Source organism: Austwickia chelonae NBRC 105200 (genome assembly GCF_000298175.1).
Taxonomy (GTDB): domain Bacteria; phylum Actinomycetota; class Actinomycetes; order Actinomycetales; family Dermatophilaceae; genus Austwickia; species Austwickia chelonae.
The window spans coordinates 17575-31024 of the sequence record NZ_BAGZ01000022.1 but is presented as its reverse complement, the minus strand read 5'-3'; the positions used below and the strand labels follow the sequence as shown (position 1 = coordinate 31024).

The 13450-nt window shown below is 67.7% G+C and carries 14 protein-coding genes; 9 read left to right on the top strand and 5 right to left on the bottom strand.

Annotated elements, in window-relative coordinates; translation table 11 throughout:
* Positions 1 to 135 precede the first annotated feature (135 nt).
* From paaA to paaE, 5 genes are read left to right on the top strand one after another with little or no spacing between them, the layout of a single operon-like run.
* Positions 136 to 1167 carry a 1,2-phenylacetyl-CoA epoxidase subunit PaaA gene (gene paaA, locus AUCHE_RS14180; protein ID WP_006504015.1) on the top strand — a complete coding sequence of 344 codons (1032 nt, stop codon included), beginning with the start codon at positions 136 to 138 and terminating at the stop codon, positions 1165 to 1167.
* The gene (gene paaB / locus AUCHE_RS14175) at positions 1164 to 1469 is read left to right on the top strand and encodes a 1,2-phenylacetyl-CoA epoxidase subunit PaaB (RefSeq protein WP_006504014.1); all 306 of its coding nucleotides are present in this window, start codon (positions 1164 to 1166) and stop codon (positions 1467 to 1469) included. The genes paaA and paaB overlap by 4 nt, the downstream gene beginning before the upstream one ends.
* On the top strand, positions 1466 to 2317 hold the full coding sequence (gene paaC, locus AUCHE_RS14170; protein WP_006504013.1) for a 1,2-phenylacetyl-CoA epoxidase subunit PaaC: 852 nt from the start codon (positions 1466 to 1468) through the stop codon (positions 2315 to 2317). Before paaB ends, paaC begins: the two co-directional genes overlap by 4 nt.
* The gene (paaD, locus tag AUCHE_RS14165) at positions 2314 to 2898 is read left to right on the top strand and encodes a 1,2-phenylacetyl-CoA epoxidase subunit PaaD (protein ID WP_006504012.1); all 585 of its coding nucleotides are present in this window, start codon (positions 2314 to 2316) and stop codon (positions 2896 to 2898) included. The genes paaC and paaD overlap by 4 nt, the downstream gene beginning before the upstream one ends.
* Complete coding sequence (gene paaE, locus AUCHE_RS14160; protein WP_006504011.1) at positions 2899 to 4059, top strand: 1,2-phenylacetyl-CoA epoxidase subunit PaaE; 1161 nt, start codon at positions 2899 to 2901, stop codon at positions 4057 to 4059.
* Between the two features lie 40 nt (positions 4060 to 4099).
* Here the strand turns inward: paaE and AUCHE_RS14155 are convergent, their stop codons facing one another.
* The 3 genes from AUCHE_RS14155 to AUCHE_RS14145 all read right to left on the bottom strand — a co-directional run bounded on the left by AUCHE_RS14155 (position 4100) and on the right by AUCHE_RS14145 (position 6126).
* Entirely contained in the window at positions 4100 to 4777 is a 678-nt protein-coding gene (locus tag AUCHE_RS14155) for a PadR family transcriptional regulator (RefSeq protein ID WP_006504010.1), read from the bottom strand.
* Positions 4778 to 4884: 107 nt separating this feature from the next.
* Positions 4885 to 5604 (bottom strand): hypothetical protein, encoded by a 720-nt coding sequence (locus AUCHE_RS14150; RefSeq protein ID WP_006504009.1) that lies wholly within the window; start codon positions 5602 to 5604, stop codon positions 4885 to 4887.
* A 204-nt stretch (positions 5605 to 5808) separates the two neighbouring features.
* A complete protein-coding gene (locus AUCHE_RS14145) occupies positions 5809 to 6126 on the bottom strand; it encodes a hypothetical protein (protein ID WP_006504008.1) in 318 nt (105 codons plus the stop codon).
* 660 nt (positions 6127 to 6786) lie between these two features.
* Between AUCHE_RS14145 and AUCHE_RS14140 the strand changes: the two genes are divergently transcribed.
* The gene (locus AUCHE_RS14140; protein ID WP_006504007.1) at positions 6787 to 7692 is read left to right on the top strand and encodes a Cof-type HAD-IIB family hydrolase; all 906 of its coding nucleotides are present in this window, start codon (positions 6787 to 6789) and stop codon (positions 7690 to 7692) included.
* A 55-nt stretch (positions 7693 to 7747) separates the two neighbouring features.
* On the opposite strand, the gene AUCHE_RS14135 is transcribed toward AUCHE_RS14140, so the two are convergent.
* Positions 7748 to 8290 carry a YceI family protein gene (locus tag AUCHE_RS14135; protein WP_006504006.1) on the bottom strand — a complete coding sequence of 181 codons (543 nt, stop codon included), beginning with the start codon at positions 8288 to 8290 and terminating at the stop codon, positions 7748 to 7750.
* A gap of 99 nt (positions 8291 to 8389) precedes the next feature.
* On the opposite strand from AUCHE_RS14135, the gene AUCHE_RS14130 reads away from it, so the two are divergent.
* Entirely contained in the window at positions 8390 to 8908 is a 519-nt protein-coding gene (locus AUCHE_RS14130) for a MarR family winged helix-turn-helix transcriptional regulator (RefSeq protein WP_006504005.1), read from the top strand.
* Here AUCHE_RS14130 and AUCHE_RS14125 read toward each other — a convergent pair.
* Positions 8880 to 10367, bottom strand: a complete 1488-nt coding sequence (locus tag AUCHE_RS14125; protein ID WP_006504004.1) for an amidase — start codon at positions 10365 to 10367, stop codon at positions 8880 to 8882. The genes AUCHE_RS14130 and AUCHE_RS14125 overlap by 29 nt on opposite strands.
* A 648-nt stretch (positions 10368 to 11015) precedes the next feature.
* On the opposite strand from AUCHE_RS14125, the gene AUCHE_RS14120 reads away from it, so the two are divergent.
* Together AUCHE_RS14120 and AUCHE_RS14115 are read left to right on the top strand one after the other, a co-directional pair.
* A complete protein-coding gene (locus AUCHE_RS14120; RefSeq protein ID WP_006504003.1) occupies positions 11016 to 12023 on the top strand; it encodes an aldo/keto reductase family protein in 1008 nt (335 codons plus the stop codon).
* A gap of 95 nt (positions 12024 to 12118) precedes the next feature.
* Entirely contained in the window at positions 12119 to 13411 is a 1293-nt protein-coding gene (locus AUCHE_RS14115; RefSeq protein WP_006504002.1) for an MFS transporter, read from the top strand.
* The last annotated feature ends 39 nt before the right edge of the window (positions 13412 to 13450 follow it).

Below are 13450 nucleotides of genomic sequence, written 5' to 3'. Positions count from 1 at the left end.
CGTCCTTGTCTTCGCGGGAGCGCACCCCTAACGTCCGGAATGACCGATCGGTCGGTCGTCACGGTTCGTTCCCGTCCGGTGTGGGCCGGGAGACCGTGGACCGGTCGTCCGACCGCCGACCCCGAGGTGACCGCAATGACGCACACCCCGCATTCGACCGTGTCCGGACCGCCGCCGGACGGAGGGCCGTTCCCCGAGGAGGGTGCGCCTGATCCGGTGGTCCCTGCCGAGCAGGCGGCTTTCGACCGGCTGATCGCCGACGATTCCCGTGTCGAGCCCCGTGACTGGATGCCGGAGGCCTACCGCCGCACGTTGACCCGGCAGATCAGCCAGCACGCCCATTCGGAGATCATCGGCATGCAGCCGGAGGCGAACTGGATCACCCGCGCCCCGAGCCTGAAACGCAAGGCGATCCTCATCGCGAAGGTGCAGGACGAAGCCGGCCACGGCCTCTACCTCTACGGCGCCGCCGAGACCCTGGGCACTCCCCGGGCGACGCTCGTCCAGCAACTGCTGGACGGGAAGGCGAAGTACTCCTCGATCTTCAACTACCCGACGAAGACCTGGGCCGATGTCGGGGCGATCGGTTGGCTGGTCGATGGGGCGGCCATCTGCAACCAGGTGCCGCTGTGCCGGTGCAGCTACGGCCCGTACGGCCGGGCGATGGTGCGGGTGTGCAAGGAGGAGAGCTTCCACCAACGGCAGGGCTGGGAGATCCTGTACGCCCTCTCCCAGGGCACCCCCGAGCAGAAACAGATGGCGCAGGACGCGGTGGACCGGTTCTACGGCCCGGCCCTGCAGATGTTCGGCCCCCCGGACGCCGACTCCCCGCACAGCAAACAGTCGATGGACTGGAAGATCAAACGGTTCAGCAACGACGAGCTGCGCCAACGGTTCGTCGACATGATGGTGCCGCAGGCCGAGGCGCTGGGGTTGACCCTGCCCGACCCGGACCTGAAGTGGAACGAAGCCCGCGGGCATTACGACTACGGCGAGTTGGACTGGGCCGAGTTCAAGGCTGTCCTGGCAGGTCACGGCCCGTGCAATCAGCAACGATTGGAACGGCGCCGGCAGGCCCACAACGAGGGCGGATGGGTGCGTGAGGCGGCGGCGGCCTATGCGCGCCGTACGTCCGGTTCGGTGGGGACGGCGGTGGTGGGGGCATGAGTACCGGGAGCTTCGACCAGGACGACGACTGGCCGCTGTGGGAGGTCTTCGTCCGGTCCAGCCGCGGGCTGTCCCACGTCCATGCCGGTTCGTTGCACGCCCCGGACGCGGCGATGGCCGTACGCAACGCCCGCGACCTGTACACCCGCCGTAACGAGGGCGTCTCTGTCTGGGTGGTGCCGGCGGAGGCGATCACGACTTCGGATCCGGACCACAAGGGGGCTTTCTTCGAGTCGCCGCAGGGGAAGTCCTACCGGCATGCGACCTACTACACGACAGCTGAAGGGGTGAAGCACCTGTGAGTTCAGGAGGTTTCGCGTCAGCGACGAAGATCGGGGTCGGGGTGGCGCTCACCCCGGAGGATATTGCGACCCAGCTCGAGCGGGGGGATGCCCCTGACGAGCAGGTCGCCCGGTATGCGTTGCGCCTGGGCGATGACGCGCTCGTCCTCTCGCAGCGGTTGTGCTGGTGGGTCTCCCGGGCGCCGGAGATGGAGGAGGACATCGCCCTGGCCAATATCGCTCTCGATCTGCTCGGTCACGCCCGTAGTTTCCTGACCTACGCCGGTAGCGCGTGGGGGCGGTCCGAGGATGATCTGGCCTTTTTCCGGGATGAGGACGAGTTCGTCTGCGCGCAGATCGTCGAGCTCGAGAACGGTGATTTCGGTCAGACCATCGCCCGTCAGGTCGTCGTCAGTCTGTACCAGCTCGGCTTGTACGACGCCCTGCGGGGCAGCGGGGACGTCATGGTGGCGGCCATCGCGGCGAAGGCGTACAAGGAGGTCGAGTACCACGTCGATCACGCCTGGCAGTGGGTGTTGCGGCTGGGGCTGGGCACGGCGGAGAGCAGGCGTCGTCTCCAGCACGGTGTGGAGGTCGTCTGGCCGTATGTCGAGGAGTTGTTCGTCGACGACGAGTTGATCGATCTGCTCGGTGACGTCGAGCACGGCGGGATCGCGGTGCGGCCGAGTGCTTTGCGGGCAGATTTCGACCGGCGGTTGGGGCGGTTGTTCGCGGAGGCCGGTCTGGAGGTGCCGCAGGTTCCGGCGGCGTGTACGGGTGGGCGTCGGGGCATGCATCGGGAGGCTTTCGGGCCGTTGTTGGCGGAGATGCAGGTGTTGGCCCGGCGCCATCCTGGGGCGTCGTGGTGACCAGGTCGTCCGGCGGCCGGGGGCTGGCTGCGGAGCCTTCTGCGGCTGGGCTCCGTCCGTCCGATGCGGAGTCGGCGCGGGCCTGGGATGTCGCGGCGTCGGTGTGCGATCCGGAGGTCCCGGTGTTGTCCGTGGCGGATCTGGGTGTTCTGCGTACGGTCCGGGTGGGGTCGGTGGCCGGGCCGCAGGAGGTTGTTCGCCGGGTCGTTCGGGTCGAGATCACTCCTACCTATTCGGGGTGTCCGGCGTTGGAGGTCTTCCGGACCGATATCGCGGTGGCGCTCTTGTCGGCGGGTTATGACGAGGTGCAGGTGGATGTGGTTCTGGCGCCGGCGTGGTCGACCGATTGGTTGTCGGACGAGGCCCGGGAGAAGCTGCGGGCTTATGGCATCGCTCCTCCGGCCGGTCCGGTCTGTGGCCGGGAGCCGGGTCGGTGGGGTTCGGCGCGTGCTCCGGTGGTCTGTCCGCGGTGTTCTTCGTCGAACACCCGTGAGTTGTCGCATTTCGGGTCGACGGCGTGCAAGTCCTTCCACCGGTGTGACGACTGTCTCGAGCCCTTCGACTGTTTCAAGGTGTTGTAGATGTCCGATCGGATTTCGGTGGCGGCGCGGCGCCGGGCTCATTTCCATCCGTTGGTCGTGTCCGGGCTGCGCCGGTTGACGGAGGATGCGGTGGAGGTCACGCTCGCGGTTCCGGAGGAGCTGGCTGGGCGGTTCAACTACACGTCGGGGCAGTATGTCGCGATGAGTGCGGTGATCGACGGGCGTGAGGTGCGGCGGAGTTATTCGTTGTGTGCCGAGCCGGTGCCCGGGTCGATCCGGGTGGCGATCAAGGCGACTCCGGGTGGGGTGTTCTCGACGTGGGCGAACGAGTGTCTGCGGGTCGGGGACGTGCTGGAGGTGATGGCCCCGATGGGGGCTTTCGTCAGTAAGCATGCGTTGACCGAGTTGAACGATCCGCAGGGGGTGGCGGCGCGGGTGTCGTCGGGGGGTGTCGATCGGTTCGCGGCGGTGGCTGCGGGTTCGGGGATCACTCCGGTGGTCGCGATCGCGGGGAGTGTCCTGGCGTCGAATCCGCGGGCGGTGTTCGAGTTGGTTTTCGCGAACCGTACGGCGAATGACGTGATGTTCGTGGAGGAGTTGGCTGATCTGAAGGATCGTTATCCGGCGCGGTTCGCGGTGCATCACGTGTTGTCACGTGAGCAGCGGCAGAGTCCGTTGCATTCGGGGCGGATCGACGACGAGAAGATCCGGGTGATCTTCGACCGGGTGTTCCGGGCGGAGAAGGCGGACGAGTTCTTCCTGTGCGGGCCGTTCGAGCTGGTGCAGATGGTGCGGGCGGAGTTGTCCCGTCGTGGGGTGTCCGAGGAGAGGGTGCGTTACGAGCTTTTTTCTTCGGGGCGTCCGGTGGAGGAGCGTTCGGAGGTGGGTGCTCCGGTGGCGGCGGATCCGCGGGGGGAGGTATACACGATCGCTTTCACCTTGGACGGTTTGTCGGGTGAGGTGGAGTCGCCGCGGAGCGCGCGTGAGTCGGTGTTGAATGCGGCCTTGCGGGTGCGTGGTGATGTGCCTTTCGCCTGCGCGGGTGGGGTGTGCGGGACCTGTCGGGCGAAGGTGGTGGAGGGTGAGTTGTCGATGGACGAGAACTATGCCTTGGAGCCGGACGAGGTGGCGCAGGGTTATGTGTTGACCTGCCAGGCTCGTCCGGTCTCCGATCGGGTGTCCGTGACCTTCGATGCGTGATCCGGTGGTTCCTTCACGTGGCTTTCGGTGCGGTGTCGGTTCAGGGCCGGTAGTGGGGTCCGTCGTGGTGGTCGTCGTCTTCGGGTTTGGTCCGGTGACGGTCGGGGTCTTCGGCGAGGAGGCTGTGGAGTTGTCGGCGTGATTCTTCGAGCAGTTCGCGGGCGGCACGGTTGATGTGGGGGTCGCCGCTGCTGGAGACGGAGCGGACGGCGAGGGCGAGTTGGCCGAAGGTGACCCACAGTTCGGTGTTTCCGCTGGGGGTGGGTTCGGGTTCGGGGGGTCCGTCGGTGGAGGGTTTTTCCCAGGCGCGGGCGCGGTGGCCGAGTTCGTCGACGTGGGCGCGGCCGGCGTCGGTGAGGGTGTACATCTTGCCGGTGCCTTCGGCTGGGGTGATGAGTTCTTCGTCTTCGAGTTGGGACAGGGCGGGGTAGATGGCGCCGGGGCTGGGGCGCCAGTGTCCGTCGGTGCGTTCTTCGAGGGTGCGGATGATCTGGTAGCCGTTGAGGTCTTCTTCGGCGAGGAGTCCGAGGATGGCGAGGCGGATGTCGCCGCGGCGGGCTCGGCCGTTTCGGTGGTGTCCTGCTTTCGGCCCGCGGTGGGTAGTGCCGGTTTGGCCGAAGCTGCCGAGGAGCCCTGCGAGTGCGCGATATTCGGGGCCGAAGGGGTCCCAGGGTTGGCGTGGGGGGTGGCGGCGGGTGTGGTCGTCGTGGGGGTGCATGGGTCGTCCTTTCTGGGGCGGGGGTCCGTTCTGTCCATCATGCGACGACCTATCGCGATATGTCGATAGATATATCTTTATGGGCTTCCCGGCGTGTCCCTAGGCACTCATTCGACCGCTCCCGAGGCGTCTTCATATGCTCCGATCACTTCGTCCGGCCCGATGGTGCACTCGCGCAAGGAGATCCGTCCGCACCACTCGTCGCCGCCGCAGTCGGTGACCGGGATGACCTGCCCGGACACCAGCCCGGTCCATCCGACGGTCCTGGTGCCGTCCGGCAGGCGCACGGTCAGGATGAGGGCTGCGCCGAGTGGCGAGCCGTGCACCGGGAGGTCGACCTGGGCGATCCGGACACCTCCGTCGGGCAGGAGCTCACCGGGCAGGGGCGCTTGTCCTCCGGCAGGCAGGACGACGGTGACCGTGCCGCGACGCAGGGCGTGGAGCAGCCGCTCGTTGGCGATGGTCGGTCGACCGGTGGCGAGCATCTCCATGACATCGCGCTGGTCGCGCAGATAGCGGGCCGCGGTCGGGCAGAGCGCTGCGATATCGGCCACTGCCGCGTCGAAGAGCGCTTTCGCGCCACGGGTGGCGTCGGCTTGCGCGGGGGTTCCGCCGCGCGCGTCGGCGAGGAGTGCGTCGAGGCCGATGTCGAGCAGGCCGGTGTCGGAGACGGCCCTCGTCAGGGTGCGGAGCGAGGTGTCGTCGCCGGGGCAGCCTTGGGTCTGGAGCAGGCGCAGTGCGGGGGCGAGGGCGGTTTCGATGGGCAGGTCCGGGTCGTAGGAGGTGCGTGCGATGGCGTCGTCCGCCAGGACTGATGAGGTCTTCATGGTCGTACTCCCGGTATCCGGTGGGTTTTCCCGGGCGGGGCGGGCGCCGGTGCCGGGGGTCACCTATCGTTCGACCAAATCATCAAACCTTATAGTTTTAGTAATGCAAAATTATGACTCGCGGAATGGGTACCGTCAGCCGACCAGGCCCCTCGTCGATGACGAGAGGCCGGACGATCGCACCGTCGAGCGACACATCCCCGATCAGCGACGGGGTGCATAGGCCGGGCCGTCGACGTGCTCGCCGGTGGCACGGGGCGCATAGGCCGGACCACCGCCGGACGACCGGTCCGAGTCCTCCAGGCTCGGCAGCGACACGGGGTTGACGATCCGCTTGAGGGCGAGGCGCTCCGGCTCGGGGATGGATCCGACGGGCTGCACGGTGAGAACTCGGACCTGGGGTGCATTGGCGAGTGCGGCGATGCGCGCCGGGGCGCTGCTCACGACAGGGTCCGCGACGACTCCGCCAACAGCCATACCTCCGGTGAGCAGGGATGTCACGACGAGGGCAGTGCACTTCATGTCGAAACCTTTCGAATGCTGCAATCGCGGATCGGCGACTTTCAATAGATTAGTCGAATCGAAACCAGGATTGAAATTTGTAAAGTCTATGAAAGTGATGGACGCCCCCTATGGCATTCGATGCGTTCGATCGTTCCCCTCTCGCAGATCCACCCGGGATCGACCCACGAGAGAGCCCCCACTCCTGACAGTGAGCGGGCCGATGCATGACGCATCCGAAGAGCCACGGGCACCGCCGCCGACCGCCCGCAGGAGGCGAGCGTCACGGACAAGATGCTTCGGGCGAAGAAGACTCCGAGTAGTAAGGCGATCCCGGACGCCACGTCACATTCCGACGATCACCAGGACGGGAATGCGGGACGGACGCACACCGGTCGAGATCTCCCCGATCCCAACAGGCGGATTGTCCTTCTTCAACAGGGCATCCAGATCAGGACGCGCCCGAGCTCACCATGCATCGACCGCGTCGACGACTCCGCGAGCTGAAGTCTTCGGGAACAAATTATACACAAAATAGCAGCCCATGAACAGCCCGGCTTCAGGAAAAATTCAGAGCCCGTGGAACCAAGCCCGACTAAACAGCCCAAAACACCCTTACCCGATGCCGCCGGCCAGGGCGGCCCCCACGGTTGTGGGCCCGAGGCAATAACGTGTCTGCCCATGATGGATCACCGCCTCATCGTCTGCGACGTCGACGGCACCCTCCTCAACAGCTCCCTGGAGATCCTGCCCGGCACCCGCGCCTGGCTCACCGCAGCGCAGTCACGAGGGCTGATCGTCATGCTCGCGTCCGGACGCCCTGTCGCCGGACTGCACCGGCTCGTCCGACGCTGCGAACTCAACCCCACCGGGATGATCCTGGCCGGCTACAACGGCGCCTACGTCGTCGAGGCCGACAGCCGACGCACCCTGACCCGCAGCACCATTCCCCTGGCCACCGCCCGGCGGGTCGCCGAGATCGCCCGGAGCCGGAACGACCTGGTCATCCTGTGGTGCCACGGGAACCAGGTCTACACCCCCCAGCCCCAGAACCCCAGCGTCATCGCCCAGGCCCGGGAGAACGACCTGGAGATCGTCCCCACCCCCGACCTGGACGTCCTGGACCAGGCCCCCGACGCCATCGTCTGCCACGGCGGCGAGCAACTGGGAGCCCTGGTCCGACTGATCCGGGCCCGACTGCGCGACGAGGTCGAGTTCTCCTTCGCCTCGGGCAGTTATATCGAGATCACCGCCCACGGCGCCACCAAGGGGTCCGCCCTGCGCCGGTGGTGCAGTTATGCCGACATCCCCATGGGAGGGGTGATCGCCTTCGGCGACCACGACAACGACATCCCCATGTTGGAGGCGGCCGGGCTGGCCGTGGCCATGGGTAATGCCACCCCTGCGGTCAAGGCGGTCGCCGACGTGATCACCCACGGTCACGACGACGAGGGGATCGCCGCCGTCCTCAGCGAGCTGGCGCCGTCGGACCTGGTCGACACCCGCCCGGCACCCGCACCGGGGGCGACGACCGCAGATGCTTCCGGACGACGGATGGCGGTGCGCCCGCTGCTGCCGAAGCAGTAGGGGCACACCGCCATGAGGGGATCGGGCCGGGCCCGAGCGACCCGAGGAGAACCGGTCAGTTCTTGATCGCGGAGATCTCGAACTCGAGGGTGATCTTCTCCGAGACGAGCACGCCACCGGTCTCCAGGGCTGCATTCCAGCTGAGGCCGTAGTCCTTGCGGTTGATCACGGTGGAGCCTTCGAAGCCGATGCGCTCGTTGCCGAAGGGGTCCTGGGCCGCTCCGGCGTAGTCGAAGTCGATGGTGACCGACCGGGTGACCCCCTTGATGGTCAGGTCGCCGGTGACCCGCAGGGTGCTCTCGTCGGCCGCGGCGAGGTCGGTCGAGGCGAAGGTGATCACAGGGAACTGCTCGACGTCGAAGAAGTCACCGGTGCGCAGGTGGCCGTCGCGGTCCGCATTGCGGGTGTCGATGCTGGCGACCTGGATGTCGATGCGGACGGAGGCGTCGGAGAGTTCTGCACCGGTGGTGGCCGAACCGGTGAATTCGTCGAAGGAGCCCCGGACCTTGGTGATCATGGCGTGGCGGGCGACGAAGCCGATGCGCGAGTGGGCGGGGTCGATGGTGTAGGTGCCGGCGAGCTGGTTCAGCGTGGTCATCGGGTTCTCCTCAGGGTTTCGGGCCACCTAAGTGGTTGACGTGTCAACTACTTTAGGGATGCATTGAGTGACATGTCAACCATCTCGTAAGATGGGGTCATGACGACGAGCCCCCGACCCGGAAAAAACACAGGTCACCCCACAACCGAAAAGACGTCCCCAGAGCCCCGCTGGCTCACCGCCCACGAACAGCGCCTCTGGCGGAGCTGGCTCACCGCCACCAAAGGGCTTCAGAGCACCCTGGGCAGCGACCTGATCAACGAATCCGGTCTCTCCATGCCCGATTATGAAGTGCTCGTCGTCCTCAGTGAAGCCCCCGACGAGACTTCCCGCGTCAGCGCACTGGCCGATCTCACCGGCTGGGAACGCAGCCGGCTCTCCCACCACCTGGGCCGCATGGAGAAACGCAAACTCATCCAACGCCGGTGTTGCCCCGAGGACGCCCGCGGACAGCTCGTCAGCCTGACCGACACCGGCCGTGAACGCATCCGGGAATCGGCACCCGGCCATGTCGCCGCCGTCCGCCGACACCTCTTCGACGTCCTCGACGCCGACGACCTCGCCGCCCTCGAACGGATCACCGGACGGATCATCGGCTCCCTCCCCGACCAGGGGTGACCGGCCCCGGCCACGGATCCGCCGCCTCCACCTGAGCAGCCAGGGAGAGCAACAACTCGTCCTCCCCCAACCCCGCACCCAACATCACGCCATAAGGCAGCTCGACACCGTCCTCACACTCCCGGTGCACCGGAAGACTGACCGCCGGACGACCCGACAGGTTGTAGATGCTGGTCCACGGGGTGAAGGCACACTGATCCGCGAAATCCGCCGCCGGATCCCGATCGTTGCGCAGCGCGCCGATCGGGGCCGGCGGCCTCGCCAGGGTCGGGGTCAACACCACGTCGAAGTCCGACCAGGACCGAGCCACCTCCCGAGCGAGCTGCTGGGTCGAGGCCAGCGCCGCCGCATAGTCCGCCCCACTCACCTCACGCCCACACCCGCGCAACCACCTCGTCAGAGGCACCAGCCGCTCCTCACCACCGGGCGGCAGCGGCACCGACAGGGCCAGCACCGACCAGATGGCGGAGAAAGCAGCCCACCGTTCGCGAGGGAAGGGACGCGGCGCACGGACCACCCGATGCCCGAGATCGCGCAGCAGAGCCGCAGCCCGTTCGACAGCGCGCAACGGGCCGGGATGGACCTCGCAGTCGGCGATGACCGGCTCGGTCAGCACCCCGATCCGCAACGACCCCGGGAGGCGCTCACAGGCATCCAGATAGGTGGTGCGCGGCGCGGGCATCCGATAGACGTCCCCGGGCCAGCCGACGCGGAGGAGATCGAAGGCCAGCGCGGTGTCCCGGACGGTGCGGGTGAGGACGCCGTGGGTGGCCAGGCCGGGCCCGTCGACATTCGACGGTCCTGGGCTGATCAACCCACGAGAGGCTTTCATCCCGACGAGGCCGCAGGCCGAGGCGGGGATGCGCAGGGAGCCGCCACCGTCACTGCCGTGGGCGATGGGGACGAGCCCTGCCGCGACGGCGGCAGCAGCGCCACCGGAGGATCCACCGGCGGAGCGGTTGAGATCCCAGGGGGTGCGGGCCGGCGGGGCGATGTCGGGCTCGGTGTAGCAGGGGAAGCCGAATTCGGGTGTGGTGGTCTTGCCGATGACGAGTGCTCCGGCCCGGCGGAGTCGTCGGACGACGCCGTCGTCGCTGTCCGGGACGAAGCCGGTCATGGCTGCGGAGCCGAAGGTGCAGGGCATCCCGGCGACCGGGGTGAGGTCTTTGACCGGGCAGGGAACGCCGAGCAGGGGCGGGAGCCGGGCGGGGTCGGCGTCCTGACGTTTCCGGTGCTCGCGTAGGAGATCGTCTGCAGCTTGGGCCTGCTCGAGGGTGTGCTGCTCGTCGACGTGGACGAATGCGCCGATCCGGTCGTTGTGTCGGCTGATCTGTTCGAGAGTGCGCCGGGCGACATCGGTGGCGGTGAGCTCGTGGCGGCGGAGTGCTGCGGCCAGTTCGAGGGCGCCGAGTTCGGAGATGTCGGGGGTGGTGGGCCGTCCGGCGGAGGGTGGCGACATGGGGGCATCCTGCCAGTGGAGGGGCCCGCCGGGTGGTCGGTCGTGGAAAGTCCGGCGATGCCCTGGCGCGCGGTGGGCACCGGGGTGCCCTCGGGCGCGGGTCGGGCATCGCCGGACGGTGCGCGCACCGGGGTCGTCTGCTGCGAGGTCAGCCCTCCGTCGCAGCGGTGACCCTCAGTGTCGTCCGCAGTGCGCGAAGGGTGATCGTGTCTTCGCGCGGCCTCGTGGGTAGCTGAGGTTCTCGCCGGCGGCCGTCAGCGGTGGTGCCGGGCGGCGCCGGGTGTCGGGGCGGGCGCGGTCGGCGGTGTGGACGACGTGCCGGGCGCAGCGGGAGCGCAGGCTCCGGTGCGGTCGCGGGTGGTGGAGGCAGTGAGCGCAGCGGTCGGGCATGGGATTCCCCTTGTGTCTTCCGGGTGAGTTGGTGGGGGTGACCCTCGAGGCGGTGGGGCGCCGGGGTAGTTGCTCTGGCCGAGTGGAGGTATGAGAACTCTCCGGTGGGGCTCTCTGTACTTCCAAGGTAGGGCCAAGATTTGATTAGTTCAAGTAATGACTTTGGCTAACTACCCTGGTCAAGCGTCCGTCAGGCAGCCTCAGAAAGGCCGACGCTCCCACGAAAACAACAGAACCCCAAAGAGTTACAGTCCAGCTATGGAATACCGACATCTCGGGAAAAGCGGTCTCAAAATCAGTGAAATCGCCTACGGGAACTGGCTCACCCACGGCTCCCAGATCGACCACGACGACGCCCTGGCCTGCATCCGCACAGCACTCGACCTCGGCATCTCCACCTTCGACACCGCAGACGTCTACGCCAACACCCGAGCCGAGAGCATCCTGGGCGAAGCACTCGACGGCGAACGCCGCGAATCCCTGGAGATCCTCACCAAGGTCTACTGGCCCACCGGACCCGGCGGACCCAACGACTGCGGCCTCTCCCGCAAGCACATCATGGAGTCGATCGACGCCTCCCTCCGCCGACTACGCACCGACCACGTCGACCTCTACCAGGCACACCGCTACGACCAACACACCCCTCTGGAAGAGACGATGCAGGCCTTCGCCGACATCGTCCGGGCCGGAAAAGCCCTGTACATCGGGGTCAGCGAATGGACGGCCGAGCAGATCCGCGCCGGACACCTCCTGGCCGAACAGCTGGGCATCCACCTGATCTCCAGCCAGCCGCAGTACTCGATGCTGTGGCGGGTGATCGAGGACAAAGTCGTCCCCACCTGCACCGAACTGGGCATCTCCCAGATCGTGTGGTCGCCGATGGCCCAAGGGGTACTGACCGGCAAGTACACCCCGGGATCGCCGCCACCCGCAGGCAGTCGCGCCGCCCATGAGGACACCAAGGGCATGATCGAACGGTGGATGCGCCCGGAGATCCTCGCCGCGGTGCAAGGCCTGGCCCCCCTGGCCGACGAAGCCGGGCTCACCATGGCCCAACTCGCCGTGGCCTGGGTCCTGCAGAACGACGGGGTCGCCGCCGCCATCGTGGGAGCCTCCCGCCCTGACCAGCTCGCCGAGTCGACGAAGGCCGCCGGGATGCGCCTGGAACCGTCCTTGATGTCCCGGATCGCCCGCGTCCTCGACGGGGTGGCCGTACGCGACCCGGGCGAGACGGTCAGGAATGCGCCCACGGCCCGCCCCTGCTGACCTTCCAGACATCACGGACTTCTTGTACATACCAGGCACCCTCCCTACTGTGGTGCCGTGGACGCCACCCGCAGCGAAGACGCAGCGGCCCGGGGATGACCCCGCCTCTGCAGCACAACCAGCGCTACCGGATCTTCTGGGCCGGTGGCGTCCTCAGCTCGCTGGGCACCAGCTTGACCGCCTTCCTGCTCAACCTGATCGCCGTCCTGCCCTTACAGGCCTCACCCGTATGGATCGGACTGCTCAACGCCGCCGTCTGGCTCCCCTGGCTCCTGCTCGGCCTCCCCCTGGACGTAGCGGTCAATCGGGGCAACTCCCGTCGCACCATGGCGATGGGGCAGTTGGCCGCCGCATTCGTCCTGGCCACGATCCCGATCGCCTGGGCCGTGCACCGGTTGTACATCGCCCACCTGGTGGTCGCTGCGGTGACGGTCGCCCTCGCCACAGTCCTCTTCCGCGCCGGATATCCCCGACTCGTGATCGGGCTCGTCCGACGGCGCGAGCTGGGCATGGCCAACAACGATCTCACCCGTGCCGAATCGACCACGCAGATCGTCGGCCCCGCTCTGGGCGGGCTGACCGCAGCCGTCCTCGCCCCGGCTTTCGTCGTGGCGATCAACATCTGCTCGCATCTCGGGTCCGCCGTGGCCCTGCTCCGTCTACCCGCCCCGCGGAACCCGCCGATGCCGGGCACCGCCTGCGCGGAGGCGATGCGACAGGTCCGTGCCGGGTGGCGGGTGACCTTCCACGACCCCTACCTGCGTTTCTTCTCCGTACAGGGCGCGGTCTCCAATGCCGGGCTGACCGGCCTGCAGACCTTGATGGTCCTGGTGCTGGTGCGCGACCTGGGGTTGGACCCGGCCCAGGCCGGGCTTGCGGTCGCCACGCAGGCCCTCGGCTCGTTGTCCGGGGTGGCCCTGGCGCCACGGATCTGTCGCGCGCTGGGCGACATCGAGAGCATCATGCTGCTCTACCCGCTGGTCGGCATCGGCGGGCTCCTGCTCCCCCGTTGGACACCGGGCGATCCGCACCTGCCGCACCTCCTGGCCGGGACCTTCCTGATCGGCTGCGGGGTGGTCTGCGGCAACATGATCCGGGCCGGGTGGCGGCAGAATTACGTCCCTGCTGTTCTCCTGGCCCGGCAGGTCACCGCTTCCCAGAGCGTGAACATCGCCTTGATGACCTTGGCTGCCGTGGGTATCGGCTGGCTCGCCGCTTCCGCAGGGTCGTCCGTCGCCCTGTCCGTCGTCGGATCGGTCGTCGCCGTCTCCTCCTTCGGCGCTCTCGTCGGCACCCCCTGTCGACGACGCACCCTGCCGGACCGTCCCTCCCCGGCCCTGTTGCAGGCGGCCCAGCTACCGCCGCCCGGCTGGGTGGATGTCCGCTGATCGCCTCGGCAGGCCCGCCCGACCACGGAACCCGATCGG

Excerpts from the sequence above, each read along its gene's own strand:
- paaA (WP_006504015.1), top strand. The coding sequence starts at position 136 with ATGACGCACACCCCGCATTCGACCGTGTCCGGACCGCCGCCGGACGGA.
- paaB (WP_006504014.1), top strand. The coding sequence starts at position 1,164 with ATGAGTACCGGGAGCTTCGACCAGGACGACGACTGGCCGCTGTGGGAG.
- paaE (WP_006504011.1), top strand. The coding sequence starts at position 2,899 with ATGTCCGATCGGATTTCGGTGGCGGCGCGGCGCCGGGCTCATTTCCAT.
- AUCHE_RS14155 (WP_006504010.1), bottom strand. The coding sequence starts at position 4,777 with ATGCACCCCCACGACGACCACACCCGCCGCCACCCCCCACGCCAACCC.
- AUCHE_RS14150 (WP_006504009.1), bottom strand. The coding sequence starts at position 5,604 with ATGAAGACCTCATCAGTCCTGGCGGACGACGCCATCGCACGCACCTCC.
- AUCHE_RS14145 (WP_006504008.1), bottom strand. The coding sequence starts at position 6,126 with ATGAAGTGCACTGCCCTCGTCGTGACATCCCTGCTCACCGGAGGTATG.
- AUCHE_RS14140 (WP_006504007.1), top strand. The coding sequence starts at position 6,787 with ATGATGGATCACCGCCTCATCGTCTGCGACGTCGACGGCACCCTCCTC.
- AUCHE_RS14135 (WP_006504006.1), bottom strand. The coding sequence starts at position 8,290 with ATGACCACGCTGAACCAGCTCGCCGGCACCTACACCATCGACCCCGCC.
- AUCHE_RS14130 (WP_006504005.1), top strand. The coding sequence starts at position 8,390 with ATGACGACGAGCCCCCGACCCGGAAAAAACACAGGTCACCCCACAACC.
- AUCHE_RS14125 (WP_006504004.1), bottom strand. The coding sequence starts at position 10,367 with ATGTCGCCACCCTCCGCCGGACGGCCCACCACCCCCGACATCTCCGAA.
- AUCHE_RS14120 (WP_006504003.1), top strand. The coding sequence starts at position 11,016 with ATGGAATACCGACATCTCGGGAAAAGCGGTCTCAAAATCAGTGAAATC.
- AUCHE_RS14115 (WP_006504002.1), top strand. The coding sequence starts at position 12,119 with ATGACCCCGCCTCTGCAGCACAACCAGCGCTACCGGATCTTCTGGGCC.